Genomic DNA, 25,145 nt, shown 5'->3' on the forward strand with positions numbered 1-25,145 from the left:
AGAAACGCCCCGTTGCGGGGCGTTTGGTGGGGGCCAAGGTTGGCCGAAGGCCAGTCAGAGGCTGGGAGCCAGTACGGACCGGCCACGAGCGGCGGGGTCAGGGCAGGCGCAGGTCGATGAGATGGCGCAGCACTTTCTTGCAGGCGGCCAGCTCCTCTGTCGTCACACCTTCCAGGGCCTTGCGCTGCTGGTCGGCGGCGATGCACCACAGGGTTTCCGCCTCTGCGACGCCCGCTGGCGTCAGACGGTAGCCTTGCTCGCCCAGACACACTAGCCCTTTGCCGCGCAGGATGTCTTCCGCCTGCTCTATTTCCCGCGCCGGCATGGCCACTTCGCGCAGCAGAGCGGGCATGTCCAGATCGGCGTCGCTCTCCAGCACCATCAGCATGCGAGCTTCGCTGGTGCGCAGTCCGGTGGCCAGTTGGCGAGGCTGATAGTTGGCCTGGTAGCTGCGCACGGCCTGAGTCAGCAGATAATAGACGTTGTCGCTCAGTCGGCCCTGAAAGCGGCTGGCGGGCGGCGTGACCTCGTTGTTTTTCTGCAGGCGCGCATGCGGCAATACCATGGAGTAGGCGCCCTGATGGTAAACCAGCGGCGAGCGGCCCAGATCATCAAAGGCCACCACGCGGCCTATCATCACCCAGTGGTCGCCGGCATCCAGTTGCTGCCACTTCTCACATTCGAAGCGGGCGGCGCAATTCGTCAGCAGGGGCGCATCGCCGGCCCCGGTCTGGTGCGGCACGCCGGCGAATTTGTCGACGCCGGGGCGGGCAAACTGGTTGGACAATTCGATCTGGTCCGCCGCCAGGATATTGACGGCAAAGTGAGAGGCGGCGTCGAACACTTCGCGGCTGGAAGAGCGTTTGTCCAGGCTCCACAGCACAAGCGGCGGGTCCAGCGAAACGGAGTTGAAGCTATTGGCGGTAACGCCCGCGACGGCACCAGAAGGCGCGCGAGCAGTGACGATGGTGACGCCGGTGGCGAAATTGCCCAGCGCGCGGCGCAGCGAGCGGGCTTCAAAAGGGGCGGTCTGGCGGGTGGTCATGGCCTCTCCTTTACACCATGCTCGGGTCGGGCTCGAGGCCAAGCAGTTCGCGGCCGAGGATCTGGGCGCAGACATCGTAGTCGGTGTAGGCGTGCGCCCCGGTCATGTGCGCATCGCGGAACAGCCGCTGGAGTTCATTGCCTTCCATCCAGCTGGTGGCACCGGCGGCGCTGAACAGCCTGTCCACCGCTTCGATGCACATCTTCACCGCGTAAGCCTGGTTGGTGCGCCAGAACGCCAGCGTTTCCCGCGTGGGGTAGCGGTGCTGACGGCCGTGCTCGGCATGGTCTTGCCAGGTTTTCTCCAGCAAGGCGCGCGCAGCGGCCACTTGATGGGTGGATTCGGCCAGGCGCATCAGCGCCGGCGTGGCCGCGCCAACGCTGGCGCCGGTGTAGGCGCGCACGCGGTTGCGGGTTTTTTCCACAAAGGCGGTCAGCATGCGCTCGGCCACGCCAAGGCTGATCGCGGCGAAGCCGCTGGCGAAATAAGGCCGGTAGGGCGTGTGGAAAATGTCGCTGTCGGGGTAGAGATTGAAGCCGCTGGAACGACCTTCCATCATGTCTTTGGCGGCTTCTATGCGGTGATTGGGGATAAAGGCGTTTTCAATCACCAGCGTCTTGGAGCCGCTGCCTTTCATGCCCATGGCGAACCAGTTGTCGCGAATCTGGTAATCTGCGCGCGGAATCACGCCAAAGCTGTACACCAGTTCGCCTTCCGCATTCTTGCGTCGCATGCCGACAATGGCCCACTCGGCGTGGTCGCAACCGCTGCTCCAGCCCATTTCGCCGCTCAGGTACACACCGCCTTCGCCTTCCTCGATCTTGCTGAAGGGCGCGATGCTGCTGCTGGCGGTGGCGTCCGGGTTGCCGGCCCAGATTTCATCCTGCAGCTTTTGCGAGAACATCGCCAACTGATGGCTGTGGGTGCACAGCAAGCTGAAGGCCCAGGCGGTGCCGCCGCAAGCGCCGGCCAGTGCGGCTACGCAGTCGGCAAATTCCGGCAGGGAAATCTCCAGTCCGCCATAGCGCTTGGGCTGGAAGGCGCGGTGCATGCCGATGCCCTTGAGCAGGCCGATGTTTTCGTCCGGCACTTTGCGCTCTTGTTCGGCGCGGTCGGCGTTGGCGGCGATAGCGGGCAGGATGGCCCGGAGTTTTTCCAGCAGCGGGTTGTTTGTTGTCATGTCTCTCCACTCCTCTTGATTGATTGCTTTGTATCCGGACGCGCCCTGTGCGGCAGGGCAGGTTGGTTCGGGTATTTAATGAATAAGTTAAATAATGATGACGGCTTGCTGCGACAGAAAGCACGACCCAAGGCCTGTCACCGGGCCGCCTGAGCGGCGACGTTGAGAGGCTTGTCTGGGATTATGGGTGGACCATCTGATGTTGAAAATGCAAGTTAGGCAGTGAAACTGGTACTTTTCATGGCTTTGCATGCGCTGGTCGCACTCTTTCTTCAAGCGGAAAAAGAAAAACCGCCAGCGAGGCGGTTGGGTTTAGAGCGGCTAATAAAAATCAGTTTCACGACTGAGGCAAGGTGCGCCGATGCGGGCAGTACTTGAGTATGACCAGTCGGCGCATCGCCGCATCAGGAATTTAGTTGACCGCTCTTATTGCACCGGCCTGGCGAGTGGGCAGTTCAGGCTTGCCTCACCTGACCTTGCCGGTTGCGCAAGCGGACGGGCGATACGGCCTGAGCGGCTTCGTGATCCGGCCCCAGCGGGATATTGCTGCGATCGCGCAGCAAGAGCGTGGCGATAAAACCTATTGTGGTCATGCCGCCCAGATACAAGGTGACCGAGACCGTGCTTCCGGTGGCGGCAATCAGTGATTTGGCGATCATGGGCGCGAAGGCACCGCCCAGAATGGCGCCGATGGCGTAGGAAATGGAGACGCCGGAGAAGCGGATCGAGGCTGGAAACAGCTCGGCGTAGAAAGCGGATTGCGCACCGTAGGTGAGGCCGGTGCCGACCGACAGCAGGCACAAGGCCAGCAGTACATTGCCCAAGCTGCCGGTGTCTACCAGCGGGAAAAGCGCAAGCACGCCCAGTAACTGCACGACGAAGCCGGTGAGGTAGGTGTTGCGGCGGCCGATGCGATCCGACCAGCATCCCGCCAGCCAGGTAAAGGCCAGCCAGACGGCGGAGGCCGTCGTTACCACCAGCAGCACCGGAGTGCGTGGCAGATGCAGCGGACCGGTGGGGTCGGTGGTGTAGTTCTGGATGAAGCCGCCGGTGGTCATGTAACCCACCGCGCTGTTGCCGGCAAACATCAGCGCCGCCAGCAGCACCAGCAGCGCGCGTCGACGGAACAAGTCCAGCACGGGCGTGCGGCTGCCGGCCTTGCGCGCCTTGATCTCTTCAAATACCGGGCTTTCCTCCACCGAGCGGCGCACCCAGTGGCCGACAAACAGCAGCACGATGCTCAAGAGGAAGGGCACGCGCCAGCCCCAGTCGAGAAAAGCCTGCCCGGGGGCGATGACGCCGCTCATCAGCGCAAATACGCCGGAGGCCAGCAGCAGCCCGAGCGGCACGCCGATCTGCGGGAAGGCCCCGTAACGGCCGCGCTGTCCGGCCGGCGCGTGTTCCACCGCCATCAGCACCGCGCCGCCCCATTCGCCGCCTGCCGACAAGCCTTGCACAATGCGCAGCAATACCAGCGCCACCGGCGCGAGCAAGCCGGCCGAGTCGTAGGTGGGCAGCAGGCCGATCAAGGCGGTGGAGGCGCCCATCATGATGAGGGTGATGGCCAGAATGGCGCGGCGGCCGATGCGGTCGCCGAAGTGGCCGGCCAGAAACGCGCCCAGCGGGCGGAACAGGAAGCTGACGCCCACCGAGGCAAAGGCGATCAGCGTAGCCAACTGTGCGCCGGCCGGCGCGAAAAACAGCTTGTTGAATACCAGGCCGGCGGCGCTGGCGTAAATGAAAAAGTCGTACCACTCCACCGTGGTGCCGATAATGGTGGCGAAGGCCACCTTGCGCCCGTCACCGGGCCGGGTAGTGCGTTGTTGCATGTCGTTCTCCTCTATATGTGGTAAGCGTTGCCGACGGCATCCGTTTGTGCGCCGGATGCGTCCGCTGCTTCAAACGCCGGACGAGCGCCGGCCGGCCGCGCGAATTGTTGTTGTTGCGCTGCCTGTTTTCCTCCTGGCGGGTGCGTGGTCGTCGCAGTCCGCCGGAAGGGTATCAACCGGGCAGAACCGGCCCGGCCAAGCCAGCGAGTGGTGTCGCTGGTCTGCGCCGGGTGGAACTTGCCGCGTCGGATCAGTAGGGGGAGTTGGCCGAAGCCGCTGGCGGCGCGTCCCGGAACCGTCGGGCCAGCGCTTCCGCGCTGCGCGCCAGAAGCGTGGTGTCCACGCCGACGGCGACGAAGCGCGCGCCCAGCGCCAGATAGCGGCGGGCCTGCTGTTCATCGGCCATGAGAATGCCGGCGGCCTTGCCGTGCGCCTGGATGCGGCCGATGGCGTCCTCGATGGCGGCTTGCACTTCGGGGTGGCCGGCTTGGCCGATGAAGCCCATGTCGGCGGACAGGTCGGCCGGCCCGATGAAGACACCGTCCACGCCGTCGGTGGCGGCAATGGCATCCAGATTGGCCAGCCCTTGTCGCGTTTCTATCTGCACCAGCACACAGATTTCCCGCTCCGCCGCCAGCAGGTAGTCGGGGATGCGGTTCCAGCGCGAGGCGCGCGCCAGCGCGCTGCCCACGCCGCGAATGCCGCGCGGCGGGTAGCGGGTGGCGGCCACGGCCTGCGCCGCTTCTTCTGCGGTTTGCACCATGGGCAGCAGCAGGGTTTGCGCGCCAATGTCGAGAATCTGCTTGATGCGCACCGGGTCGTTCCACACCGGGCGCACCACCGGGTGGCTGGGGTAGGGGGCGACGGCTTGCAGTTGCGCCAGCATGTCGCCCAATTGGTTGGGCGCGTGCTCGCCGTCTATCAGCAGCCAGTCAAAGCCGGCACCGGCCAGCAGCTCCGTGCTGTACGGGCTGGCCAGGCCAAGCCAGAGGCCGATTTGGGGCTGGCCGGCAGCCAGCGCCGCCTTGAAGGCGTTGTGGGGCAGGTTCATGGCGGTCTCCTCAGACAAAGCGGCAGCTGACGGCGCCGAGCGGGCCGTAATCCACATGGAAGGTATCGCCCGGGCGCGCAGCCACGGGCCGGGTGAAAGAGCCGCCCAGAATCACTTGCCCAGGCTGCAGGCTCACATCAAACGGGGCCAGCTTGTTGGCAAGCCAGGCCACGCCATTGGCCGGGTGGTTCAGCACGGCGGCGGCCACGCCGGACTCCTCGATGACGCCGTTGCGGTACATCAGTGCCGACACCCAGCGCAAATCCACTTCGGACGGGCGCACCGGGCGGCCGCCCATCACCACGCCGGCGTTGGCGGCGTTGTCGGAAATGGTGTCGAACACCTTGCGCGGCCGGCCGCTGGCCGGGTCGATGGACTGGCTGCGGGCATCGATGATCTCCAGCGCCGGAATGACGAATTCGGCGGCGTTGTAAACATCGAACAAGGTGATGCCGGGGCCCTTGAGTTCCTTGCCCAGAATGAAGGCCAGCTCCACTTCCACGCGCGGCACGATGAAGCGACCGGCCGGAATGTCGCCGCCGTCGCTGAAGAACATGTCGTCCAGCAGGGTGCCGTAGTCCGGCTCGTCGATTTGCGAGGACATTTGCATGGCGCGCGAGGTCAGGCCGATCTTGTGGCCTTTCACCACCCGGCCTTCGGCCAACTTCATGTCCACCCAGCAGCGCTGGATGGCGTAGGCGTCCTCGATGGTGATGTCGGGGTGATCGAGGGAAATCTGGCGGATCTGCACCCGCTCGCGTTCGGCCTTGTGCAGGCGGCGGGCGGTGGATTCGATGATGTCCTGGCTCAGCATGGGGTTCTCCCTTGGGGTAAGGCTCAGGCGTTGAGGCCGCCGAAGCAGAGGTATTTGATTTCCATGAAGTCCTCCAGCCCGTAACGCGAACCTTCGCGCCCTAGGCCGGATTGCTTGATGCCGCCGAAGGGGGCCGACTCAGTGGAGATCAGCCCTTCATTGATGCCCACCATGCCGGCCTCGATGGCCTCCGCTACCCGCCAGACACGGCCGATGTCGCGGCTGTAGAAATAAGCGGCCAGGCCGAATTCGGTGGCGTTGGCCAGCCGGATGGCGTCGGCCTCGTCATGGAAACGGAAGAGCGGGGCCACCGGGCCGAAGGTTTCCTCGCGGGCCACCAGCATGTGTTCGGTGACGCCGGTCAGCACCGTGGGCTGGAAGAAGTTGCCGCCCAGCGCGTGCGGCGCGCCGCCGGCGAGTACCTGCGCGCCCTGGCGCACGGCGTCGTCGATGTGTTCCGCAACCTTGGCTACGGCGCGCGCGTTGATCAGCGGGCCTTGCTGCATCGGGCCGCTGTCGGCCGGGCCGACGGCCAGCCCGCGCACCGCTTCGGCCAACCTGGCGGCGAAGGCGTCGTAGATGCCGTCCTGCACCAGCAGGCGGTTGGCGCAGACGCAGGTCTGCCCGGTGTTGCGAAACTTGGAAGCCAGCGCGCCGGCTACGGCGGCATCCAGATCGGCGTCGTCAAACACGATGAAGGGCGCATTGCCGCCCAGCTCCAGCCCGAGTTTTTTCACGGTGTCCGCGCACTGGGCCATCAGCAGTTTGCCGATGCGGGTGGAACCGGTGAAAGACAGTTTGCGCACCGCCGGGTGGCGGGTGAGCTCGCCGCCGATGTCGGCTGCGCGCTCGCCTGTCACGATATTGAAAACCCCGGCCGGCAAGCCGGCGCGTTCCGCCAGCGCTGCCAGCGCCAGTGCGGACAAGGGGGTTTCCGCCGCCGGTTTCACCACCACCGTACAGCCGGCGGCCAGCGCCGGCCCGGCCTTGCGGGTGATCATGGCGTTGGGGAAGTTCCACGGCGTGATGGCCGCCACCACACCAACCGGTTGCTTGATGGTGAGCAGGCGTTTGTCGTCGAAAGGGCTGGGGATGACGTCGCCGTAGGCGCGTTTGGCCTCTTCGGCAAACCATTCGATGAAGCTGGCCCCGTAGGCGATTTCCCCCCGGCTCTCGGCTAGCGGCTTGCCTTGCTCGGCGCTGAGCAGGGCGGCAAGGTCGTCCTGATGGCTCAGGATCAGCTCGAACCAGCGGCGCAGCAGTTGCGAGCGGTTTTTTGCCGGCAGGGCCCGCCAGGCCGGCAGCGCCGCTTCGGCCGCTTCAATGGCGCGGCGAGTGTCGTCGGCGCCCAGCGAGGCCACTTCGGCCAACAGCGCGCCGGATGCGGGATTGTGCACGGCGAACGCCGCGCCGTCGGCGGCTGCGGTCCAGCGGCCATCGATATAAGCCTGCTGTTTCAGCAGGGTGGGGTCGGAAAGATGCATGCTGGCTTGCTCACAAAGTGGCGGAGGCGTGCGGCGACGCCTTCCTGGGTGAAGGGGACAGGCTTAGCGCCAGCCGGCTGCCCACGCAGCACACGGCCACTGCCAGACACATGGCGCGCGGGGTGCCGTCCTGACGCAGGGCCACCAGCGCGCTGGCCGCCATGCCGAAGCCGAACTGGCCGCTCACCGCCAGCGCCATGGCCGCGCCGACGCGCGTTTCATGCAGTTGCAGCAGCCTGGCCATGCAATTGGGGCCGATGGAGCCGGTCAGGCCTACGGTGAGTAGTAGCGGCAGTACGACTGCAGGCAGCGAGCCGCCGCTGAATCCCCATAGCGCGAGGCCGGCCAGCGCCGCCGTGCCGGTTTGCCAGCGCAGCAGACGGTCTGCGCCCACCTCCTGGCATAGCCGCCTGTTGAGCAGGGTGAGCAGCATCACCGAGGCGATGTTGAGGCCGAACAGCCAGCCATAACGCTGCGGCGAGACGCCGAAGTAATCGATGTAAACAAAGGGCGAGCCGGTGATGAAGGCGAACATGCCGCCAAAAATCAGCCCATTGGCCAGCAGGTAGGCTAGCGAACGCCGGTCGCTCAGCAAGAGACCGTAAGCGCCAAAGGCCACCAGCGCGCCGGTCTTGTCGCGGCGCTCGGCCGGCAGGCTTTCCGGCAGCAGCCGCCAGACCAGCGCCAGATTGGCTGCGCCAAACAGGGCCAGCGCAAGAAACAAGGCGCGCCAGCCGGCAGCAGCCAGTAGCCAGCCGCCAATCAGCGGGGCCAGCAGGGGCGCCAGCATGGTGACCAGATGCAGCAGCGATAGCACCGGGGCCGCGCAATCCAGAGGGTAAAGATCGCGCACCATGGCGCGGGCCATCACGCTTCCGGCGCCGCCGCCCAGGGCCTGCAAGAAACGCAGCAGGATCAGCTGGCTTGCGCTGTCCGCCAAGGCGCAGCCCAGGTTGCAGGCGATGTACAGCGCCATGCCGCCCAGCAGCAGCGGACGTCGGCCGAAGCGGTCGGACAGTGGGCCGTAGACCAGCATGCCCAGGCAGAATCCCGCGAGAAAGCCGCCGATGGTCAGCTGCGCCAGCGCGGCGGACACCCCAAGCGAGGCGGCGATGCGCGGCAGCGCCGGCAGGTACATGTCGATCGACAAGGGGCCGAAGGCCACCAGCGAACCGAGTAGGCCGATCAGCCAGGGGGCGGGCGCGGAGCGGGACAGGGCAGTCATGACGGGGCCGGCTCAGTCTTTGCGAAAGCGCTGGTGGACGTTGTTGTGCTTGTAGCTCAACACTGGGTCCAGCTCGCTCAGCTCGAAAGTGAGGGCCAGGTAGCGGGTGTCGAACAAGGGTTGGAAGTGCGCCTTGATGATGGCGAACAGCCCTTGCGCCGTGCGCTCCCGTTCTTCAAAGCTGCGGCCGTGGCCAATCTTGAGCGACATGTGCACGAAGGCGTAATCCGCGCCGGCATCTGCCATGCGCCAGGTGTCCAGCCAGACGGCGCGGCTGCGGATGCCGGCCAGCGGGTAAAGGCCGGTGCCGACCAGAAATTCGTGCGCTTTGGCAAACAGGCCGGGCAGGTCGGCCTCGGCGCGGATGTTGTCCGTGCATTCGACGATGAAGTGCGGCATGGGCGGTCTCCTTGCGGCATGCGGCGCTTGCTGGGCAGGCACCGGGTGTAACGATGGAAGGCGTTGTCGCGGCGCGCGCGTTTCCCGCACGGCCGGCGGCCGGGCATAAAGCAAGCGGAAAAGAGGCGGGCGCGACGGGCAGCGGCAGGACCGCTGCCCGCGAGGATTTATACCGGCAGCACCACGTTGATCTGGCCGGTGCCGGAACTGCCGAAGTAGGGCGTGATCACTTCGGCCTGGCCCCGGTATTCATCCCAGCCCAGCGCGCCCAGCAGCATGGCGGTGTCGTGCATGAAGCCCTCGCCGTGGCACTTGTCGGCGTACTCCGGCAACATGGCGCAGAAGGTTTTCCAGTCGCCGCGACGCCACATGTCGATTACTTCGTGGTCCATGGTTTCCAGGAAGGGGCTCCACACCTTGTGCAGGTATTGCTCGGCCACGCCGTTCTGGGCGAAGCGATGCGACAGCGAGCCGCTGGCGAAGAAAGCCACCGTGCCGTCGTACTGCTCTTCCACTGCGCGGCGGAAGGCCGCGCCCAGGGTGGCGCTGTCTTGCAGGTTGTGCACGGTGCACAGGGCGGACACCGACACCACATTGAAATGGCGATCGGGGTTCATGTAACGCATCGGCACCAGCGTGCCGTACTCCAGCGCCAGGGTGGTGGTGGCGTGCGCGCGGGTGTGCACGCCCGCGGCGGTGGCCGCTTCGGCCAACAGGCTGCCCAGCGCCGGATTGCCGTCGTATTGGTAGGGCAGGTTCTTGATGAAGTGTGGCAGCTCGTTGCTGGTGTACACGCCCTCGAAATGCGGCGCGGAGTTGATGTGGTAGCCGGAATTCACCAGCCAGTGGGTGTCGAACACCACGATGGTGTCCACGCCCAGTTCGCGACAGCGGCGGCCGATTTCCTTGTGGCCGTCGATGGCGGCTTGCCGGCAACCCTGATGCTGGCCCGGCAACTCCGACAAATACATCGACGGTACGTGGGTGATCTTGGCCGCGAGGGCGAGTTTGCCCATTGTTGTCTCCTCTATCTTCTGTCAGGGCAGCGGACTGCCCCGGGTGGCGGCGGGTGGTTCTTTGCGGGAGGCCTTACAGGCCCCAGCGCGGTATGTGGTGACTGCCCATTGAGATGCAGACGTTCTTGATCTCGGTAAACACCTCAAAACTGTAAGCGCCGCCTTCCCGTCCGGTGCCGGAAGCCTTCACGCCGCCAAAGGGCTGGCGCAGGTCGCGCACGTTCTGACTGTTGATGAATACCATGCCGGCTTCGATGCCGCGCGCCAGACGGTGCGCCTTGCCGATGTCCTGGGTCCAGATATAGGAGGCCAGGCCGTATTCCACATCATTGGCCAGTCTGAGGGCTTCCGCCTCGTCCTTGAACTTGAGCAGGCATACCACCGGGCCGAAGATTTCTTCCTGTGCGATTCGCATGCGGTTGTCCACATCGGCAAACACGGTGGGGCGAATGAACTGGCCTTTTTGCAAGTGCGCGGGCAGGCCTTCCGGGCGTTCCAGGCCGCCGGCCAGCAGCCTCGCGCCTTCTTCCAGGCCGATGCGGATATAACCGGTCACCTTGTCGTAGTGCGCGCCGGTAATCATGGAGCCCACCTGGGTGGCCGGGTCTTGCGGATCACCCACGATGAGGCGCTGGGCGCGGCGGGCAAACTCGGCGACAAACTGGTCGTAGACCGATTCCTGCACAAAGATGCGGCTGCCGGCGGTGCAGCGTTCGCCGTTGAGGGAGAAGATGGTGAAGAGGGCGGCGTCTAGGGCGCGGTCCAGGTCGGCGTCGTCGAAAATCAGCACTGGCGATTTGCCGCCCAGCTCCATCGAGTACTTCTTGATGCCGGCGCTTTGCATGATCCTGCGGCCGGTGGCGGTGCCGCCGGTGAAGGACACCGCGCGCACGTCCGGGTGGCGCACCAGCGCGTCGCCGGCGGTGGCGCCATATCCCTGCACCACGTTGAACACGCCTTCGGGAATGCCGGCTTCCTGCGCCAGACGGCCCAGCTCATTGGCGGTCAGCGGCGACAGCTCGGACATCTTCAAGACGGCGGTGTTGCCCAGCGCAAGGCAGGGTGCGGTTTTCCAGGTGGCGGTCATGAAAGGCACGTTCCATGGCGACACCAGGCCGCACACGCCTACCGGCTGGTACAGCGTGTAGTTGAGCATGCTGTCGTCCACCGGATAGCTGTGGCCGTCCATGCGGGTACACACCTCGGCGAAGAAATCGAAGTTGTGCGAGGCGCGCGGAATCAGCACATTGCGCGTCTGGTGGATGGGCAGGCCGGTGTCCAGCGTTTCCAGCTCGGCCAGTCGCGGCACATTCTTGTCGATCAGTTCGCCCAGCCGGCGCATCAGGCGGGCCCGTTCCTTGGCCGGGGTGGCCGCCCACTTGGGAAAGGCGGCCTTGGCGGCGGCCACTGCGGCGTTGATTTCTTCCGCGCCGCCGCTGGCCACTTCGCCCAGCGCTTCGCCGGTGGCCGGGTTGTAATTGGTGAAGGTGTCGCGGCTTTCCACTTCTCGGCCGTTGATCCAGTGTTTGATCATGATGTTTTTCCTGTTGGTGGCCCGCGCGGACAAGGCGGGGCGGTGAGGTGTTGTCCGTTTCAGTTGCGGTGCGCGCAACGGGCTTCGTAATCGGCTTCGCTGACGATGTGGTTGACCAGTCGGCCCACGCCTTCCACTTCCACAACCACCTCGTCGCCCGGCACGACATCGGCCAGACCTTCCGGGGTGCCGGTAGCGATCATGTCGCCGGGAGACAGCGTCATGAAGCTGCTGAGGTACTCGATGAGGAAGGGGATGTCGAACACCATGTCGCGGGTGTTGCCCTCCTGCTTCAGCTCACCGTTGACCCAGGTGCGCAGCGCCAGGCGTGACGGATCGGGCACGTCGGCCTTGTCGACCCACCACGGGCCGATGGGGGTCAGCGTGTCGCGGTTTTTCACGCGCAGGTTGGGGCGGTAGTAGTTTTCCAGGTAGTCGCGCACGGCGTAGTCGTTGCAGACGCTGTAGCCGGCCACATGGTCCATGGCCTGTTCGCGCGACACCTTGCGCGCTGTCTTGCCGATGATGACCACCAGTTCGCACTCGTAGTGCATGTAGGCCACGTTGGCCGGCCTGACCGATACCTGGTGGTGCCCGGTGAGGGTGGACGGCGATTTCAGGAACACCAAGGGCTCGGTGGGCGCCTTGAAGGCCAGCTCGGCGGCGTGATCGGCGTAGTTGAGCCCCAGCGCAAACACCGTGCCTTGCGCCGGCGGCAGCCAGACAGCCTGCTGTTCGCTCAGAGTGACGCCGTCCGGCAGGCGTACCGCGTTGTTTTCCAGTACTTGCGCCTCGACGGCCTGGCCCTGATACAGGATGCGGGCGTGCTTCATTGCAGACTCCCTTCGGCAATGACGGGGTTTTCCAGGCGGCCGACACCGTCGATGACAACGCTGACCACGTCGCCGGGGGTGAGATCCACCGTGCGCAGCGGCGTGCCGGCAATCAGCATGTCGCCTGCTTCCAGCGTCATGAATTCGGAGACGTCGGCGATCAGTTGCGCCACGCCGCGCGCCAGATCGGCGCAGCGATTGGTTTCTTTCAGTTGGCCATTGACGTAGGTGCGCGCTTCCAGCGTTTGCGGATCGATGCCGTCGGCGGGCACGATCAGCGGGCCGGCCGGGCAGAAGCCGTCGCGGCATTTGGCTTTCACCGCAGGGCGGTAGAAGCTGGTTTCCGGCAGGCTGACTTCATTCACCACCGTGTAGCCCGCCACATGGGCCAGCGCATTTTCGGCCAATACCTTGCGGGCGCGCTTGCCGATCACCACGCCCAGCGCGCCGCCGGCCTGGATGCGCTCCGCATCGGCTGGGAAGGGAATAGGCTCAAGGTGGCCGATGCCGGTGTTGCTGGTTTTGATGAACAGTACCGGGGCTTGCGGCGGGGCCTTGTAGGGCGCGTCTTCAAAGGCGGCGGCCATGGCATCCAGCAAACTGCGGTGATTGAGCGCGACGCCGTAGACAGTGCCGGTTTGCGGCGGCAGCCAGCGGGCGTCGTCCGCCAGCGGCGCGTCGTCGTCCAGGCGCAGCGTGCCGTCGGCCTGACGGAGGACGGTGCGTACCTGTTGGTGCTGGATGATGCGGCCTCTGGCCATGTGTACTCCTCCTTGCGTTGCCTGACCCGCCGGTGGCGGCGATGTCGCAATCATTTAGTTAACATGTTAAATTTATACGGCGAGGCGGAATGGCTTGTCAACACCGATGCGGCCAAGAGTCGCCAACAAAACCTTGCCAAGTACTGAATCAAGCCGCGTCGACGCAGGCAGTGCACGCAGGACGGCAAGGCGGCGCAAGACAGGGGCGGGGTTTTGTCAGCATGTTCAATCGCAGGGTGCGGTTTTCACTATGCCGTGGGCGTGCATGTACTTTCATCAGGGAAGCCGGTACTTTTCATGGCTGCGCGGACGGCGCGGCAATAGAGGGAAAAAAGACAATGAGCAAATTGAGCCATGTGCGGCGCTCCATCCACAGCGAGGCCGCCGCGTTGGCGGTGGCGCAAGCCGTGGCGCACGGCAGGACGCTGGGCGTGGCGGTGTGCGCCGCCGTGGTGGACGCGTCCGGCGTGCTGACGGCGCTGTTGCGCGCCGAGGACAGCCCGCTGCATGCGGTGGGCATTGCGCAGGATAAAGCCTACACGGCGGTGAGTTTTGGCCTTGCCTCCGGCGACTGGCAGCAAAGGTTGGCCGAACGCGGAGAGATGCTGCGGCTGGGTTTGTCGGCGCAGCCGCGCTTTGCTGGTTTCGGTGGTGGGCTGCCGGTGCTGGAAGAGGGGGTCCGCATCGGCGCGATCGGCGTATCGGGCGGCAGCGAAGCGCAAGACATCTCCTGCGCCCAGGCGGCGCTGGATTGTCTGGCGGAGCGGAGTTAGCCCATGGCGCGCGACCGGCAGCCGATTCCCAATATCGACATCGGCAAGGTGTACGACAGCCGTTACGAGGCGCAGGAGGTGTCGTGGGAGCGCTTCGGCAAGCTGGCCGAATTCTTTGGCCGCAACATGCCGGTGCACCGCCATCACAGTTTTTTCCAGCTGCACTATCTATCCAGCGGACAGATACGCCTGTATCTGGAAGAGCAGCAATACATTGCCGACGCGCCCTTGTTTTTCCTGACGCCGCCCACCGTGCCGCATGCCTTCATCACCGAGGAGGACGCCGAAGGCCATGTGTTGACGGTGAGGCAGGAGCTGGTGCGCCGCTTGCTGCATGGGCAGGGCGCGGCCCGGTTGATGACGCCGTTTTGCGTTGAGCTTGGCTTGTTGCCCGCAGAGCGGCGCCGCGAGGCGGCGCGGCTGCCGCAACTGCTGGAACTGATGGCGGAGGAGTACGCGGGCGAGGGCGAGGGCCGCGCGGCGGCGCTGGAAGGCCTGACCCAGTTGTTGTTGGTGAGCGTATCGCGGCTGTCGGCGCATGCCGGCGGCAAGCAGCACTTCCGGCGGGAGGATCTGCACATCTACCACCGTTTCAACGCACTGGTGGAAGAGCATTACCCCAAGCACTGGCCGCTGTGGCGCTATGCGGAGCTGATCGGCGTGACCGAGTCGCGCCTGAACGATATCTGCCGCAGGCTGGCCGATCTGCCGTCAAAGCGGCTGATTCACGACCGTTTGTTGCAAGAGGCGAAGCGGCTGCTGATTTTCTCCGCCTCGTCCATCAATGAAATCGCCTACCACTTGGGTTTCAAGGACCCGGCGTATTTTTCCCGCTTTTTCCTGCGCCAGGTTGGGCAAACCCCCAGCGATTATCGCGTGGCCAACCGACTGGCGGATCCCCCATAGTGGGGATCGGCATCGACTGGCGGAAACGGCATTATCAACGGGTCGATGCTCGTCGACGCTTTGTCATCCTTGCGGCCCGCCTTGTGCGGGCCTTTTTCGTTTTGCCGAATCCGGATAGGGCAAAAACGCCACAAACGGGATACTGGCCCCGCCGGCGACGTCCCCGGCCCGCGCTGCGGGCGACGCCAGCGTCTTCTCCATGTGGGTGAGCGTTGTCGCGTGGGCTTCCGGTCCGGATTGCGCGTCCGGTGCGCGCGGTCCGCCACGCGGCCAGGTCTCTCCCGGCGCAGGCGACTGCGTCAGGCTATCTCCCTCGGGCGTCCTTGCGGCGCCCTTTTTTTGGGCCGTACCCGGTTGTTTGGCTGTATCCCTCATTTGCAGGATGGCGTTGTTGAAATTCCTGACACAGACTGCTGCAAGGCCGTAAAGAGCCATAACAAAAGAGGGCGCTCGACGCCCAAGGCACACATCAGAGGAGACAGGCCATGAAGGAAACCGCTGCGGCTTCACGGCTGGCTGCGCTAAGCGCGCTGTTGCTGGAAATTTACCGATTGGCCCGCGAGGAATCGCTGGAGCGCTTTCATCAGACCGCGCTGGAATGCCTGCGCCCGCTGCTCCCTTTCGACAAGGCTTGGTGGGGACGGGCCGCACAGGCCGAGGACGGCCCGCACGAGCACAGTTCCTTTTTGTTTGGCTTGCCGGACGACTATGTGGCCGACTGGTCGTCGATTCGCCATGAGGACCGCACCGTGCCGCTGGTGCACGCCGAGCCGGGCACGGCGGTGGTGGTGGACATGCAAGGCGGAGACGCTACCGCCGGCATGCGCTGGCTGGGCCAGCGTCACGATATCGGTGAGCTGCTTTGCGTGATCAACACCGACGGCGTGACCCAGCTCAGCGACCATCTCGCCCTGTACCGCCGTCCCGGCGCGCCGCCATTCACCGGCGATGAACGCCAGTGGTTGTCCTGTCTGATGCCGCATCTGGCGTCGGCGGTGTCGCTCAACCAGATCCGCACCCTGCAAGCGTTGCGGCTGACGCTGGAAGGCCCGGAGCAGCGTTTGGCGCTGGCGGTGTGCGACGGGGTGGGTGTGCTGCAAAGCACCGAACCGGCCTTTGTCGAGCTGTTGCTGGCCGAGTGGCCCGATTGGGCCGGGCCATCGCTGCCGGCCATGGTGAAACCCACTGGCTATGACGGCGACCGGCTGCGCATCGATGCGCGGCAGGTCAACGATCTCTTCCTGCTCACCGCGCGCTACCGCTGCGCGATGGAGCAGCTTACCGGCCGTGAAAACGCGGTGGCCAGGCTGTTTGGCCAGGGGCGCACCTACAAGGAAATCGCGCGGGAGCTGGGTATGTCGCCGCATACCGTGCGCCACCACCTGCGGGCCATCTATACCAAGCTCGGCATTAGCGGCAAGGCGGGCATCGCCCATTTGCTGCATCAGTTGCCGCCTGCTTCCTAGCCGTTCCGGCTGGTTTCCATCTTTCCCGATCCTGAGGCAGGGCTGACGCCGTTCAGCCCCGACGGGCGCTGCTGCGCCCGTCGGGGGGAAGTGTTGTCCATTGCAACACCATCAACAAGAGGAGCAATGCCATGTTGTCATTCACCAAGGTTGGCCGAAGCGCCGCCGCGCTGGCTGCGCTGGCCAGTCTGCCGGCGGCTGCGGCCGACACCAACGCGCGGGATTTCTTCTCCGCGCCGCCGGGCACCCAGCTGGGCGTGCTGTATCTGCCGGTTACCACCGCCAACAGCTTTCATTCGCAGCGGGGCGATGTCGGCGACGCTTCGCTCGACGTGACCGCGCTGGCCTACCGCTATGTCTGGTTCACCGATCTGTGCGGCACGCTGTGCACGCCGCAGTTCATCGTGCCGGCGGCGCGCATCGACGCGCGCTTGCCGGGTAGTCGCGGCAACGACGCGCTGACCGGGGTGGGCGATCCGCAGGTGGGCGGCACGCTGTTTTTCGTCAACCACCCAGAGCAGCGCGAATACGGCGGCCTGCTCAGCCTGCTGACCCTGCCTTTGGGACGCTATGACCCGCAACACGCCGACGTGTCGCCCGGGGCCAATCGCTGGGGCGCCACCTTCCTGCTCAATTACACGCGCGGCCTGGGCAAGAACTGGGTGGCCGAGGCTTCGCTGGAGGCACAGCTGTATGGCGACAACAAGGACTATCACGGCGCGGTGCTGAGCCAGAAGCCGCTTTATCGTCTGCAGGCCTTTCTCTCCTACGACTTCACGCCGGACACCTACGGTGCCTTGCGGCTGTACCACGCTCGCGGCGGCGCGATGACGCTGGGCGGCAGTCAGCTGGCCGACACCCGGCTGTCCTACACCCAGCTGGGGTTTGAAGCCGGCCACTGGCTGGACAAACAGAACCAGCTGATGGTGAGCGCCGCGCGGGATGTGGCAGCGGAAAACACCTTCCGCACCAGTCAGCTGATGCTGCGCCTGGTGCACGTTTATTGATGGCAAGACCCGTTGCAACGGGCGAAAACGCTGTTCGACAAAGGAGAAATGTCATGTCGCAAACCTTGAGTACCGCTTCCGTCGCCGCGCGGCCTGCCGCGCAAGCGGCCTCTGCCGGCCGGCTGGCGGCCATTGTGGTGTTCGCCGCCATCGTGCCGGCCGTCTTGCTGATGGCGCCGGCGGTGGCGTCGCAGCTGGCCGTGCAACTGCGGCTGGGCCCGGTCAGCATCGGCAACCTGTTTTCCGCCGAGCTGGGGGCCATGAGCCTGGCCACCTTGCCGGCCTGGTACTGGCTGCCCAGGCTGGATTGGCGCCGCGCCGCCCTGGGCTGGGCGGGCTTGTTCGTGCTGGCCAATTTGTTGTCGGTGTGGGCCGACGCCTACAGCTCGCTGTTTGCCCTGCGCATTGTCAGCGCGCTGGCGGGCGGCTCGCTGATGATCTTGTGCATGTCCTCGGCCGCCGCTTCGGCCAACCCTGACCGGGTTTACGGCCTGTGGGTGATGGGGCAGCTGGTGTTGGGCGCGGTGGGGCTGGCGGTTTTGCCCAGACTGTTCGCCCTGTACGGCATCGGCGCTTGCTATGCCGGGCTGGCCTTGCTGATGGCGCTGGCCACGCCGCTGGCGCGACATTTGCCGGCGGGCGCGCCGGATGCAGAAACCACGGCTGTCCGGCCGGATGCCGGTGGCGGACGCGGATTGGCGGTGCTGGGCATTGCGGCGGTGCTGACCTTCTATCTCAGCCTTAGCGGCGTCTGGACGTTTGCCGATGGTCTTGCCCGGCAAGCCGGGCTCTCCGCTCAAGCCAGCGGCGACGTGCTGGCGCTGGCCACCCTGTTTGGCGTGCTGGGCGCGTTGCTGGCGTCTCTGCTGGGCAAACGCTGTTGGCGGCGACCGGCGCTGGTGCTGGGCTATCTGGCCATGCTGGCGTCCATTGCTCTGTGGTTGGGCGCGCCGGGGCTGATGCGCTTTGCCGTGGCGGCGTTCGGTTTCAAGTTCGCCTGGACTTTCGTACTGCCCTTCATCCTGGCCAGTCTGGCCGCCATCGACAGCTCGGGCCGGCTGATGAGCACCACCAATCTGGTGCTTGGCGGCGGCCTGGCGTTGGGACCGATGCTGGCCGGCCACATCCTGGCCAGCGGCCCGGCCGGTTTCCAGGCGCTGCTGACGCTGGCATTGGCGGTGGGCGGGGTGTCTCTGGGCCTGATTCTGGCTGCGCAGGGTCGCCGGTCTGTCTGATTTTTCATCCGGCCGCCTGAGTGCGGCCGTTTTCGGAGCAACACGATGAACCGTCGTACCGCGTTTTTCTTTGATGAACTGTGTTTCTGGCACAGCGCCGGCATGCACGCCCTGACCTTGCCGGTAGGTGGCTGGGTGCAACCTCCGGCCGCCGCCGGCCATGCCGAATCGCCGGAAACCAAACGCCGGCTGAAAAGCTTGCTGGATGTGTCCGGCCTGAGCCGGCAGCTGAGCTTGCGCAGCGCGCCGCCGGCGAGTGAAGAGGATTTGTTGCGAGTGCACCCGGCGGCCTATCTGGCGCGTTTCAGGGCACTAAGCGATGCTGGCGGCGGCGAGCTGGGCGATCACGCGCCCATCGGGCCGGGCAGTTACGACATTGCCCGGTTGTCCGCCGGCCTGGCGCTGTCCGCCGTGGATGCCGTGCTGAGCGGCGAAGCGGACCGGGCCTATGCGCTGTCGCGGCCGCCTGGTCACCATTGCCTGCCGGATCAGGCAATGGGCTTCTGTTTTCTCGCCAACATCCCGGTGGCCATCGAGGCGGCGAAAGCCCGTCACGGGCTGGCGCGCGTTGCCGTGATCGACTGGGACGTCCATCACGGCAACGGCACCCAGGCCATCTATTACCAGCGGCCTGACGTGCTGACCATCTCCCTGCATCAGGATGGCTGCTTTCCGCCCGGCTACAGCGGCGTGGAGGACCGGGGCGAAGGTGAGGGGGCCGGGGCCAACCTCAATGTGCCGCTGTTGCCGGGCGGCGGCGACGACGCCTACCTCTATGCGATGGACCGCATTGTGCTGCCGGCGCTGGAGCGCTTCCGGCCGGAGCTGATCGTGGTGGCCTGCGGCTACGACGCCAATGCCGTGGACCCGCTGGCGCGCATGCAGGCGCATAGCGACACCTTCCGCCACATGACGCAAAGGCTGTGCGATGCCGCCGACCGTCTGGCCGGCGGGCGGCTGGTGATGGTGCATGAAGGAGGGTATGCCGAAGCCTATGTGCCGTTTTGCGGCCTGGCCGCGCTGGAAGCGCTGTCCGGCCTGACAACACCGGTGGAAGATCCATTGCTGGATTTCATCCGGCTGCAGCAGCCGAGCGCGCCCTTGCGCGAATTGCAGCGCCGTTTGCTGGATGAGATGGCCGTCTTGTACGGTTTGTAAGACCCGGCTCACCGATGGGTGTTGGCGAAGGGCAAGGCAGTCGGGTCTGGCATGTCCGCCGGCCTAAGGCCTTGCCTTTTGATCGCCAGCGTCATCTGGTGAGCTTCATCGCGGGCCAAGTGGAGGGTGGGCGGACTCCCTCCGCCTTTTGCTGCCTGCTTGCGGTACAGGCGTTCGGGGCCGGCGACCGCTAATCAAACCCCGTGGAGGTCCTGTGCCCAGGCGCGCCGGCGTCGGCAGTGCACGAAGTACGACAAGGAGGCGCAGCGCAGCATCAGGGACGCGGGTTTACAGCGCCAGCGCGTGCGCGCGGGTTTCCGACGGCAGCTCGTCGAACAGGCGGCGATAATCGCGTGAGAAGTGCCCCATGTGATAGAAGCCCCAATGGCCGGCAGCCTCGCGCACCGAATTGCTTTCCGGGCGGGAGAGCAGCATGCGCCGCACGCTGTTCAGCCGGATGGAGCGCAGATAGTCCACCGGCGTGGTGCCGGCAATAAGCTGGAAGCTGTTTTGCAAGGTGCGCCGGCTAATGCGCAACTTCTGGCACAGGTCCAGTACGGTGACCGGTTCGTCCGGACTGTGCTGCACGATCAGCTGGCTGCGGCGGACGATGTCGCTGTGCGTGGCGTGGGTGAGATTGGGTCGCTCGTCCGGGGCAATATCGTTGAGCAGGTCCAGCAACAGACTGATGAACTGATGCTGAATCAGCTTCTTGCTGCCGGCAAAGCCCATCAAGTCGGCATTGTCCAGCGCCTGCTCGAAGGTGGACAGTAGCAGGGCGCGCGCCGCCATCAACTGACTTTCGCTGACCTGCAGTACCGGCAGGCGTTGCCGGCTGCGGTGCAAGCGCTGCCACAGTTGCGGCGCCAGCGCTTCCAGATCCTGATTGCGAATGGATATCTGCAGCGAATCCACCTGCGGCGGCACATGGAAGACAAACTCCTCGCCGCCGCGCAGCGCCATCACCGTATTGTTGCCCACCTGACAGCCTTGCAGCGACAGCGCGTCCGGCAGGTTCAGCGGCACGGCGAAATGGATCATCTCGGCCGGCGCCTGCCCCTGCTGCACCACTCGTTGGTTGATGGTTTCGCGAAAGATGTCCAGTTGGTCGGTATTGAGCCGTTGCAGCGAGCTGTGAAAGCGGCCGGCGCTGATCTGGTCGTATACCTGATTCCAGTGCGCTAGCGACGCCGCGTGCTGATGGGCGTCCGTGAAGTGCTGTTGCTGGGCCTGCATGGATGGGCTCCGTGATGCATGTGTTGCAAGATCCGCTGCCGTCATCGCGGTTGCCGCGAATAACGGTGGTTGGCGGCCTGTTGGCGTTGTCCCGGCTCTCTGTTTGAGGGCTCGCTGTCTTGGAGTTGCCGTCGTGGCGGCAATCTGTTCTCACTAGTATCACTTGCCGGCGCGGGCGCGTCACGGCTTTCCCGCTGCTGCATTCATGAAATTACTTAATATATTATCTATCTGCTTGTCGGACAGTGTGCAAGCCTTGTCGCATCTGGCCGTCCGGCAAGCGCGGGCTTGTAGCCGGCATGCGACAGAAGCGGGTTTTTCACCGTATTTCACGCTTGCGCGGATTTGCCGATTTGGGATAAGCGCCTTGCCGCCCTGCGGGTACATTGATGCAAAACAAGGTTGCCGCACGGCTTTGCTGTTACGCGGCGACCGCACTCAATGACGCAACAAGGAGAAAGAGGATGGATCAGAACCTGGTGCCGGTGTTGGCCGAAGTCAGCGCCTTCCTGCAAAAGGAGCATGGCCTCCTGATTGACGGCAAAACCGTGCAGGCCGGCAAGGGCGGCCGGCTGGAAGTGCGCAACCCCGCCACGGGGCAGGTGATTGCCAGCGTGGCCGACGGCGACGAGCGGGATGTGGGCGCCGTGGTGCAAAGCGCCCATCGCGCTTTTGTTTCCGGCGCGTGGTCCGGTCTGCGCCCGGCCGATCGCGAGCGCATCTTGCTGCGGCTGGCCGACGTGCTGGAAGCGCATGCGGAAGAACTGGCACAACTGGAAACCCTGAATCAGGGCAAGTCGATTCATATTTCCCGCGCCATCGAAGTGGGCGCGGCCATCGAATACGTGCGCTATATGGCGGGCTGGGCCACCAAGATCACCGGCGAAACCATGGACGTGTCCATCCCGGTGCCGGCCGGCACGCGTTATACCGCTTTTACCCGCCGCGAGCCGGTGGGAGTGGTGGCCGGCATCGTGCCGTGGAATTTCCCGCTGATGATTGCCATCTGGAAGCTGATTCCGGCGCTGGCAGCCGGCTGCGCCATCGTGCTCAAGCCCTCCACGGAAACCCCGCTGACCGCCCTGCGGCTGGGTGAGCTGGCATTGGAGGCGGGGATTCCTCCCGGCGTGGTCAATGTGCTGACCGGTCGCGGCAGTCGCGCTGGTCAGGCGCTGGCCAGCCATCCGCTGGTAAGCAAAGTGACCTTCACCGGCTCCACCGAGGTGGGCAAGACGGTCGGCCACGCCGCGCTGGACAACATGACCCGCTTCTCGCTGGAGCTGGGCGGCAAGAACCCGATGCTGGTGTTCGGCGACGTGGACGTGGACAAGGCCGTGCAGGGTGCGCTGATGGGCGGTTTCCTCAATCAGGGACAAGTTTGCGCCGCCGCCTCGCGCATCTATATCCATCGCAGTCGTTTCGATCAAGTGGTGGAGGGCCTCGCCGCCGCCGCCGACAGCATGAGCATCGGCGCCGGCATGGATCTCAACGCCCAGATCAATCCGCTGGTATCCGCCCGGCAGCAACAGGCGGTGTGCCGCTATCTGGACATCGCCCGCGCCGAAGGGGCGCAGGTGCTGGCGGGAGGCGGGGCGGCCGATCTGCCCGGTTATTTCGTCAAACCCACCGTGCTGACCAATGTGGATCACGGCAAGACCGTGGTGCGCGAGGAAATCTTCGGCCCGGTGCTGGTGGCCATGCCGTTTGACAGCGTGGACGAAGTGGTGGGCCTCGCCAACGACACGCCTTACGGGTTGGCGGCCAGCGTGTGGAGCAACGACCTGTCGCTGGTGATGAACGTGGTGCCGCGCATCCAGGCCGGCACGGTGTGGGTGAACAGCCATATCCCGCTGGACCCCAACATGCCCTTCGGCGGGCACAAGCAGTCGGGCGTAGGCAGGGAGTTCGGCCGCGCCGCCGTAGAAAACTTCACCGAACTGAAATCGGTCTGCATCGCGCATTGAGCGCGCCGTCCGTCCTCAAGGAGTCACAAGATGTCTTACGATAACGCCCGTTTTTGGCACCCCATGCTGCACCCCAACGAGATGCAGCGCCGCGAACCCATCCGTATTGTGCGCGGCGACGGCTGCCATGTGTTCGACGACAGCGGCCGCAAGCTAGTGGACGGCGTGGCCGGTCTGTGGAACGTCAACGTGGGCCACAACCGCCCGGAAGTCAAACAGGCCATCGTCAAGCAGTTGGACGAACTGGAATATTTCCAGCTGTTCGACGGCATCAGCCATCCGCGCGCCGAGGAACTGTCCGCCGACATCATCGACATGCTCAAACCGGAAGGTATGGCCCGCGTCGCCTTCAGTAGCGGCGGCTCGGATGCGGTGGAAACCGCACTCAAACTGGCGCGCCAGTACTGGCGTGTGAAAGGCCAGCCGGACCGCACCAAGTTCATTTCCCTCAAGCAGGGCTATCACGGCACGCACTTCGGCGGCGCGTCGGTCAACGGCAACACGGTATTCCGCCGCAACTACGAACCCTTGCTGCCGGGCTGTTACCACGTGGAAACGCCGTGGACCTACCGCAACCCGTTCACCGAAGACCCGGAAGAGCTGGCGCGCATCTGCGCCCAGATGCTGGAACGCGAGATTCAATTCCAGAGCCCGGACACCGTCGCCGCTTTCATTGCCGAGCCCATCCAGGGCGCAGGCGGTGTGATTGTGCCGCCGGCCAGCTACTGGCCGCTGATTCGAGCGGTGTGCGACAAATACGGCGTGTTGCTGATCGCCGATGAAATCGTCACGGGTTTTGGCCGTTCCGGTTCGATGTTCGGCAGCCGCTTGTGGGGGGTGAAGCCTGACATCATGTGCCTGGCCAAGGGCATCTCTTCCGGCTATGTGCCACTGGGCGCCACGGTGGTGAACCAGCGCGTGGCCGACGCCTTTGCGGCCAATGGCGATTTTGGCGGCGCCATCATGCACGGCTACACCTACGCCGGCCACCCGGTGGCCTGCGCCGCCGCCATCGCCAACCTCAAAATCGTGCGCGATGAAAACCTGCCGGCCAATGCCGCGGCGCAAGGCGAATACCTGCTGTCGCGCCTGAAGCCTTTCGCGGAACGTTACGCCTCCGTAGGCGAGGTGCGCGGCAAGGGCCTGATGGTGGCGCTGGATCTGGTGGTGGACAAAGCCACGCGCGAACCGGTGGATCCGATGGGCGGCTACGCCAACAAGGTGGCGGACATCGCCCGCGAGCATGGCGTGCTGGTGCGCCCGGTGGGCACCAAGATCATCCTGTCGCCGCCGCTGGTGATCCGCCAAGCAGAAATCGACGTCATCGTCGATGCGCTGGCCGCCGGCTTCGACGGCGCCTGACGCGGCTGTCGCCCGGCCTCATGCGGGGCCGGGCATGATCGCCGGATGCGACATTCTTGCAAGGAGGCGGGTATGAGCCTTGAAGTGGAACACTACGCCCGTCGCGGCATGGCGGCGCTGGGCACCTTGGCCCCGGCAAGCGCCTGCGCTTTCTACCTGGTGGATGCCCAGTGCCGGCCGTACCGCTATTTGCTGGACCGCATGCCGGGCAGGGTGCATGAAACCTATCTGGCGCATTACCAGCAGCACGATCCGCTGCATCCCTCGCGTTTCGATCACTCGGTGGCGGTCGTGCCGATGGCGGAGGCCATGTCGCGGGCTGCCTTGAGTCAATCGCGCTACGGCGGTTTCATGCGTCTGAGCGGCATGTGCGACGTGGTGGAGCTGTTTGTGCGGCGTGCCGGGCGGGTGGTGGCGGGATTCTCGCTCATCCGTGGGCAGGAGCAGGGCTGTTTCGACGCCGAAGACATTCGTGCGCTGACTGCCGCGCAAACTTTGCTGGAACTGGCGGTGGACAGTCGTCTGCCGCTCGCGGATGCGGACGCCCCGCCGGGTCTGACCGCGCGCGAACGTGAAGTGGCGCTGCTGTTGAAAGACGGCGCCAGCAACAAGACGATCGCCCGTTTGCTGGGATTGGAGCTGCCGACGGTGAAAACCCATCTGCAGCATCTTTACCGCAAATGCGGCGTGAGAAACCGCACCGAACTGGCCAGCCGGCTGTTTCTCGGCGCGGCGCACACCATGCCCGGCTGAAGGCCGTTCGGCAAACCTCTTCCCCCGTTGTAATGCCCCGCCTCGCACCCCCGTCGCGTGCGCGGACGGGTGCGGGAGGTCTGCGAGGTTTTGCCGACCGCTCTACACTGGGCG

General features: G+C 65.2%; 22 protein-coding genes. 9 read left to right on the forward strand and 13 right to left on the reverse strand.

Annotated features, from left to right (window positions below; translation table 11 throughout):
* Window positions 1–97 precede the first annotated feature (97 nt).
* From Q0P52_RS01905 to Q0P52_RS01960, 12 genes are all read right to left on the reverse strand, one after another.
* Window positions 98–1,045, reverse strand: a complete 948-nt coding sequence (locus tag Q0P52_RS01905; RefSeq protein WP_293764660.1) for a p-hydroxyphenylacetate 3-hydroxylase reductase component — start codon at window positions 1,043–1,045, stop codon at window positions 98–100.
* A 10-nt stretch (window positions 1,046–1,055) separates the two neighbouring features.
* Entirely contained in the window at window positions 1,056–2,225 is a 1,170-nt protein-coding gene (locus Q0P52_RS01910) for a p-hydroxyphenylacetate 3-hydroxylase oxygenase component (RefSeq protein WP_293764663.1), read from the reverse strand.
* Window positions 2,226–2,680: 455 nt separating this feature from the next.
* Window positions 2,681–4,054, reverse strand: a complete 1,374-nt coding sequence (locus tag Q0P52_RS01915; RefSeq protein WP_293764665.1) for an MFS transporter — start codon at window positions 4,052–4,054, stop codon at window positions 2,681–2,683.
* 250 nt (window positions 4,055–4,304) lie between these two features.
* Window positions 4,305–5,105 (reverse strand): 4-hydroxy-2-oxoheptanedioate aldolase, encoded by an 801-nt coding sequence (gene hpaI, locus Q0P52_RS01920; RefSeq protein ID WP_293764668.1) that lies wholly within the window; start codon window positions 5,103–5,105, stop codon window positions 4,305–4,307.
* 10 nt (window positions 5,106–5,115) lie between these two features.
* Complete coding sequence (hpaH, locus tag Q0P52_RS01925) at window positions 5,116–5,919, reverse strand: 2-oxo-hept-4-ene-1,7-dioate hydratase (protein WP_293764670.1); 804 nt, start codon at window positions 5,917–5,919, stop codon at window positions 5,116–5,118.
* A 23-nt stretch (window positions 5,920–5,942) separates the two neighbouring features.
* Complete coding sequence (locus tag Q0P52_RS01930; RefSeq protein ID WP_293764673.1) at window positions 5,943–7,403, reverse strand: NAD-dependent succinate-semialdehyde dehydrogenase; 1,461 nt, start codon at window positions 7,401–7,403, stop codon at window positions 5,943–5,945.
* Between the two features lie 10 nt (window positions 7,404–7,413).
* On the reverse strand, window positions 7,414–8,628 hold the full coding sequence (locus Q0P52_RS01935; protein ID WP_293764676.1) for a Bcr/CflA family multidrug efflux MFS transporter: 1,215 nt from the start codon (window positions 8,626–8,628) through the stop codon (window positions 7,414–7,416).
* A 12-nt stretch (window positions 8,629–8,640) separates the two neighbouring features.
* Window positions 8,641–9,027 (reverse strand): 5-carboxymethyl-2-hydroxymuconate delta-isomerase, encoded by a 387-nt coding sequence (locus Q0P52_RS01940; protein WP_293764679.1) that lies wholly within the window; start codon window positions 9,025–9,027, stop codon window positions 8,641–8,643.
* A 167-nt stretch (window positions 9,028–9,194) separates the two neighbouring features.
* Window positions 9,195–10,043, reverse strand: a complete 849-nt coding sequence (gene hpaD, locus Q0P52_RS01945) for a 3,4-dihydroxyphenylacetate 2,3-dioxygenase (RefSeq protein ID WP_293764681.1) — start codon at window positions 10,041–10,043, stop codon at window positions 9,195–9,197.
* 73 nt (window positions 10,044–10,116) lie between these two features.
* On the reverse strand, window positions 10,117–11,577 hold the full coding sequence (hpaE, locus tag Q0P52_RS01950) for a 5-carboxymethyl-2-hydroxymuconate semialdehyde dehydrogenase (protein ID WP_293764682.1): 1,461 nt from the start codon (window positions 11,575–11,577) through the stop codon (window positions 10,117–10,119).
* Window positions 11,578–11,636: 59 nt separating this feature from the next.
* A complete protein-coding gene (locus tag Q0P52_RS01955; protein WP_293764684.1) occupies window positions 11,637–12,410 on the reverse strand; it encodes a fumarylacetoacetate hydrolase family protein in 774 nt (257 codons plus the stop codon).
* On the reverse strand, window positions 12,407–13,171 hold the full coding sequence (locus Q0P52_RS01960) for a fumarylacetoacetate hydrolase family protein (RefSeq protein WP_293764687.1): 765 nt from the start codon (window positions 13,169–13,171) through the stop codon (window positions 12,407–12,409). Before Q0P52_RS01960 ends, Q0P52_RS01955 begins: the two co-directional genes overlap by 4 nt.
* Window positions 13,172–13,509: 338 nt before the next feature.
* Here Q0P52_RS01960 and Q0P52_RS01965 point away from each other — a divergent pair, with 338 nt between their 5' ends.
* The 6 genes from Q0P52_RS01965 to Q0P52_RS01990 all read left to right on the forward strand — a co-directional run bounded on the left by Q0P52_RS01965 (window position 13,510) and on the right by Q0P52_RS01990 (window position 19,716).
* Window positions 13,510–13,944, forward strand: a complete 435-nt coding sequence (locus tag Q0P52_RS01965) for a heme-binding protein (protein ID WP_293764690.1) — start codon at window positions 13,510–13,512, stop codon at window positions 13,942–13,944.
* Between the two features lie 3 nt (window positions 13,945–13,947).
* Complete coding sequence (gene hpaA, locus Q0P52_RS01970) at window positions 13,948–14,850, forward strand: 4-hydroxyphenylacetate catabolism regulatory protein HpaA (protein ID WP_293764692.1); 903 nt, start codon at window positions 13,948–13,950, stop codon at window positions 14,848–14,850.
* A 485-nt stretch (window positions 14,851–15,335) separates the two neighbouring features.
* Window positions 15,336–16,316, forward strand: a complete 981-nt coding sequence (locus tag Q0P52_RS01975) for a helix-turn-helix transcriptional regulator (protein ID WP_293764694.1) — start codon at window positions 15,336–15,338, stop codon at window positions 16,314–16,316.
* A gap of 131 nt (window positions 16,317–16,447) precedes the next feature.
* Window positions 16,448–17,323 carry a transporter gene (locus Q0P52_RS01980; RefSeq protein WP_293764696.1) on the forward strand — a complete coding sequence of 292 codons (876 nt, stop codon included), beginning with the start codon at window positions 16,448–16,450 and terminating at the stop codon, window positions 17,321–17,323.
* 53 nt (window positions 17,324–17,376) lie between these two features.
* On the forward strand, window positions 17,377–18,558 hold the full coding sequence (locus Q0P52_RS01985; protein WP_293764699.1) for an MFS transporter: 1,182 nt from the start codon (window positions 17,377–17,379) through the stop codon (window positions 18,556–18,558).
* 45 nt (window positions 18,559–18,603) lie between these two features.
* On the forward strand, window positions 18,604–19,716 hold the full coding sequence (locus Q0P52_RS01990) for a class II histone deacetylase (RefSeq protein ID WP_293764702.1): 1,113 nt from the start codon (window positions 18,604–18,606) through the stop codon (window positions 19,714–19,716).
* A gap of 288 nt (window positions 19,717–20,004) precedes the next feature.
* Here Q0P52_RS01990 and Q0P52_RS01995 read toward each other — a convergent pair whose 3' ends face one another.
* Complete coding sequence (locus Q0P52_RS01995; RefSeq protein WP_293764705.1) at window positions 20,005–20,952, reverse strand: helix-turn-helix domain-containing protein; 948 nt, start codon at window positions 20,950–20,952, stop codon at window positions 20,005–20,007.
* A gap of 464 nt (window positions 20,953–21,416) precedes the next feature.
* Here Q0P52_RS01995 and Q0P52_RS02000 point away from each other — a divergent pair, with 464 nt between their 5' ends.
* The 3 genes from Q0P52_RS02000 (at window position 21,417) to Q0P52_RS02010 (ending at window position 25,031) form a co-directional block, all read left to right on the forward strand.
* Window positions 21,417–22,916, forward strand: a complete 1,500-nt coding sequence (locus Q0P52_RS02000; RefSeq protein WP_293764707.1) for an aldehyde dehydrogenase family protein — start codon at window positions 21,417–21,419, stop codon at window positions 22,914–22,916.
* Window positions 22,917–22,946: 30 nt separating this feature from the next.
* Complete coding sequence (locus Q0P52_RS02005; protein ID WP_293764710.1) at window positions 22,947–24,278, forward strand: aspartate aminotransferase family protein; 1,332 nt, start codon at window positions 22,947–22,949, stop codon at window positions 24,276–24,278.
* Window positions 24,279–24,350: 72 nt separating this feature from the next.
* Window positions 24,351–25,031, forward strand: a complete 681-nt coding sequence (locus tag Q0P52_RS02010; RefSeq protein ID WP_293764712.1) for a LuxR C-terminal-related transcriptional regulator — start codon at window positions 24,351–24,353, stop codon at window positions 25,029–25,031.
* The last annotated feature ends 114 nt before the right edge of the window (window positions 25,032–25,145 follow it).

This window comes from uncultured Aquitalea sp. (assembly GCF_945957525.1).
GTDB lineage: Bacteria > Pseudomonadota > Gammaproteobacteria > Burkholderiales > Chromobacteriaceae > Aquitalea.

Excerpts from the sequence above, each read along its gene's own strand:
- Q0P52_RS01905 (WP_293764660.1), bottom strand. The coding sequence starts at position 1,045 with ATGACCACCCGCCAGACCGCCCCTTTTGAAGCCCGCTCGCTGCGCCGC.
- Q0P52_RS01910 (WP_293764663.1), bottom strand. The coding sequence starts at position 2,225 with ATGACAACAAACAACCCGCTGCTGGAAAAACTCCGGGCCATCCTGCCC.
- Q0P52_RS01915 (WP_293764665.1), bottom strand. The coding sequence starts at position 4,054 with ATGCAACAACGCACTACCCGGCCCGGTGACGGGCGCAAGGTGGCCTTC.
- hpaI (WP_293764668.1), bottom strand. The coding sequence starts at position 5,105 with ATGAACCTGCCCCACAACGCCTTCAAGGCGGCGCTGGCTGCCGGCCAG.
- hpaH (WP_293764670.1), bottom strand. The coding sequence starts at position 5,919 with ATGCTGAGCCAGGACATCATCGAATCCACCGCCCGCCGCCTGCACAAG.
- Q0P52_RS01930 (WP_293764673.1), bottom strand. The coding sequence starts at position 7,403 with ATGCATCTTTCCGACCCCACCCTGCTGAAACAGCAGGCTTATATCGAT.
- Q0P52_RS01935 (WP_293764676.1), bottom strand. The coding sequence starts at position 8,628 with ATGACTGCCCTGTCCCGCTCCGCGCCCGCCCCCTGGCTGATCGGCCTA.
- Q0P52_RS01940 (WP_293764679.1), bottom strand. The coding sequence starts at position 9,027 with ATGCCGCACTTCATCGTCGAATGCACGGACAACATCCGCGCCGAGGCC.
- hpaD (WP_293764681.1), bottom strand. The coding sequence starts at position 10,043 with ATGGGCAAACTCGCCCTCGCGGCCAAGATCACCCACGTACCGTCGATG.
- hpaE (WP_293764682.1), bottom strand. The coding sequence starts at position 11,577 with ATGATCAAACACTGGATCAACGGCCGAGAAGTGGAAAGCCGCGACACC.
- Q0P52_RS01955 (WP_293764684.1), bottom strand. The coding sequence starts at position 12,410 with ATGAAGCACGCCCGCATCCTGTATCAGGGCCAGGCCGTCGAGGCGCAA.
- Q0P52_RS01960 (WP_293764687.1), bottom strand. The coding sequence starts at position 13,171 with ATGGCCAGAGGCCGCATCATCCAGCACCAACAGGTACGCACCGTCCTC.
- Q0P52_RS01965 (WP_293764690.1), top strand. The coding sequence starts at position 13,510 with ATGAGCAAATTGAGCCATGTGCGGCGCTCCATCCACAGCGAGGCCGCC.
- hpaA (WP_293764692.1), top strand. The coding sequence starts at position 13,948 with ATGGCGCGCGACCGGCAGCCGATTCCCAATATCGACATCGGCAAGGTG.
- Q0P52_RS01975 (WP_293764694.1), top strand. The coding sequence starts at position 15,336 with ATGAAGGAAACCGCTGCGGCTTCACGGCTGGCTGCGCTAAGCGCGCTG.
- Q0P52_RS01980 (WP_293764696.1), top strand. The coding sequence starts at position 16,448 with ATGTTGTCATTCACCAAGGTTGGCCGAAGCGCCGCCGCGCTGGCTGCG.
- Q0P52_RS01985 (WP_293764699.1), top strand. The coding sequence starts at position 17,377 with ATGTCGCAAACCTTGAGTACCGCTTCCGTCGCCGCGCGGCCTGCCGCG.
- Q0P52_RS01990 (WP_293764702.1), top strand. The coding sequence starts at position 18,604 with ATGAACCGTCGTACCGCGTTTTTCTTTGATGAACTGTGTTTCTGGCAC.
- Q0P52_RS01995 (WP_293764705.1), bottom strand. The coding sequence starts at position 20,952 with ATGCAGGCCCAGCAACAGCACTTCACGGACGCCCATCAGCACGCGGCG.
- Q0P52_RS02000 (WP_293764707.1), top strand. The coding sequence starts at position 21,417 with ATGGATCAGAACCTGGTGCCGGTGTTGGCCGAAGTCAGCGCCTTCCTG.
- Q0P52_RS02005 (WP_293764710.1), top strand. The coding sequence starts at position 22,947 with ATGTCTTACGATAACGCCCGTTTTTGGCACCCCATGCTGCACCCCAAC.
- Q0P52_RS02010 (WP_293764712.1), top strand. The coding sequence starts at position 24,351 with ATGAGCCTTGAAGTGGAACACTACGCCCGTCGCGGCATGGCGGCGCTG.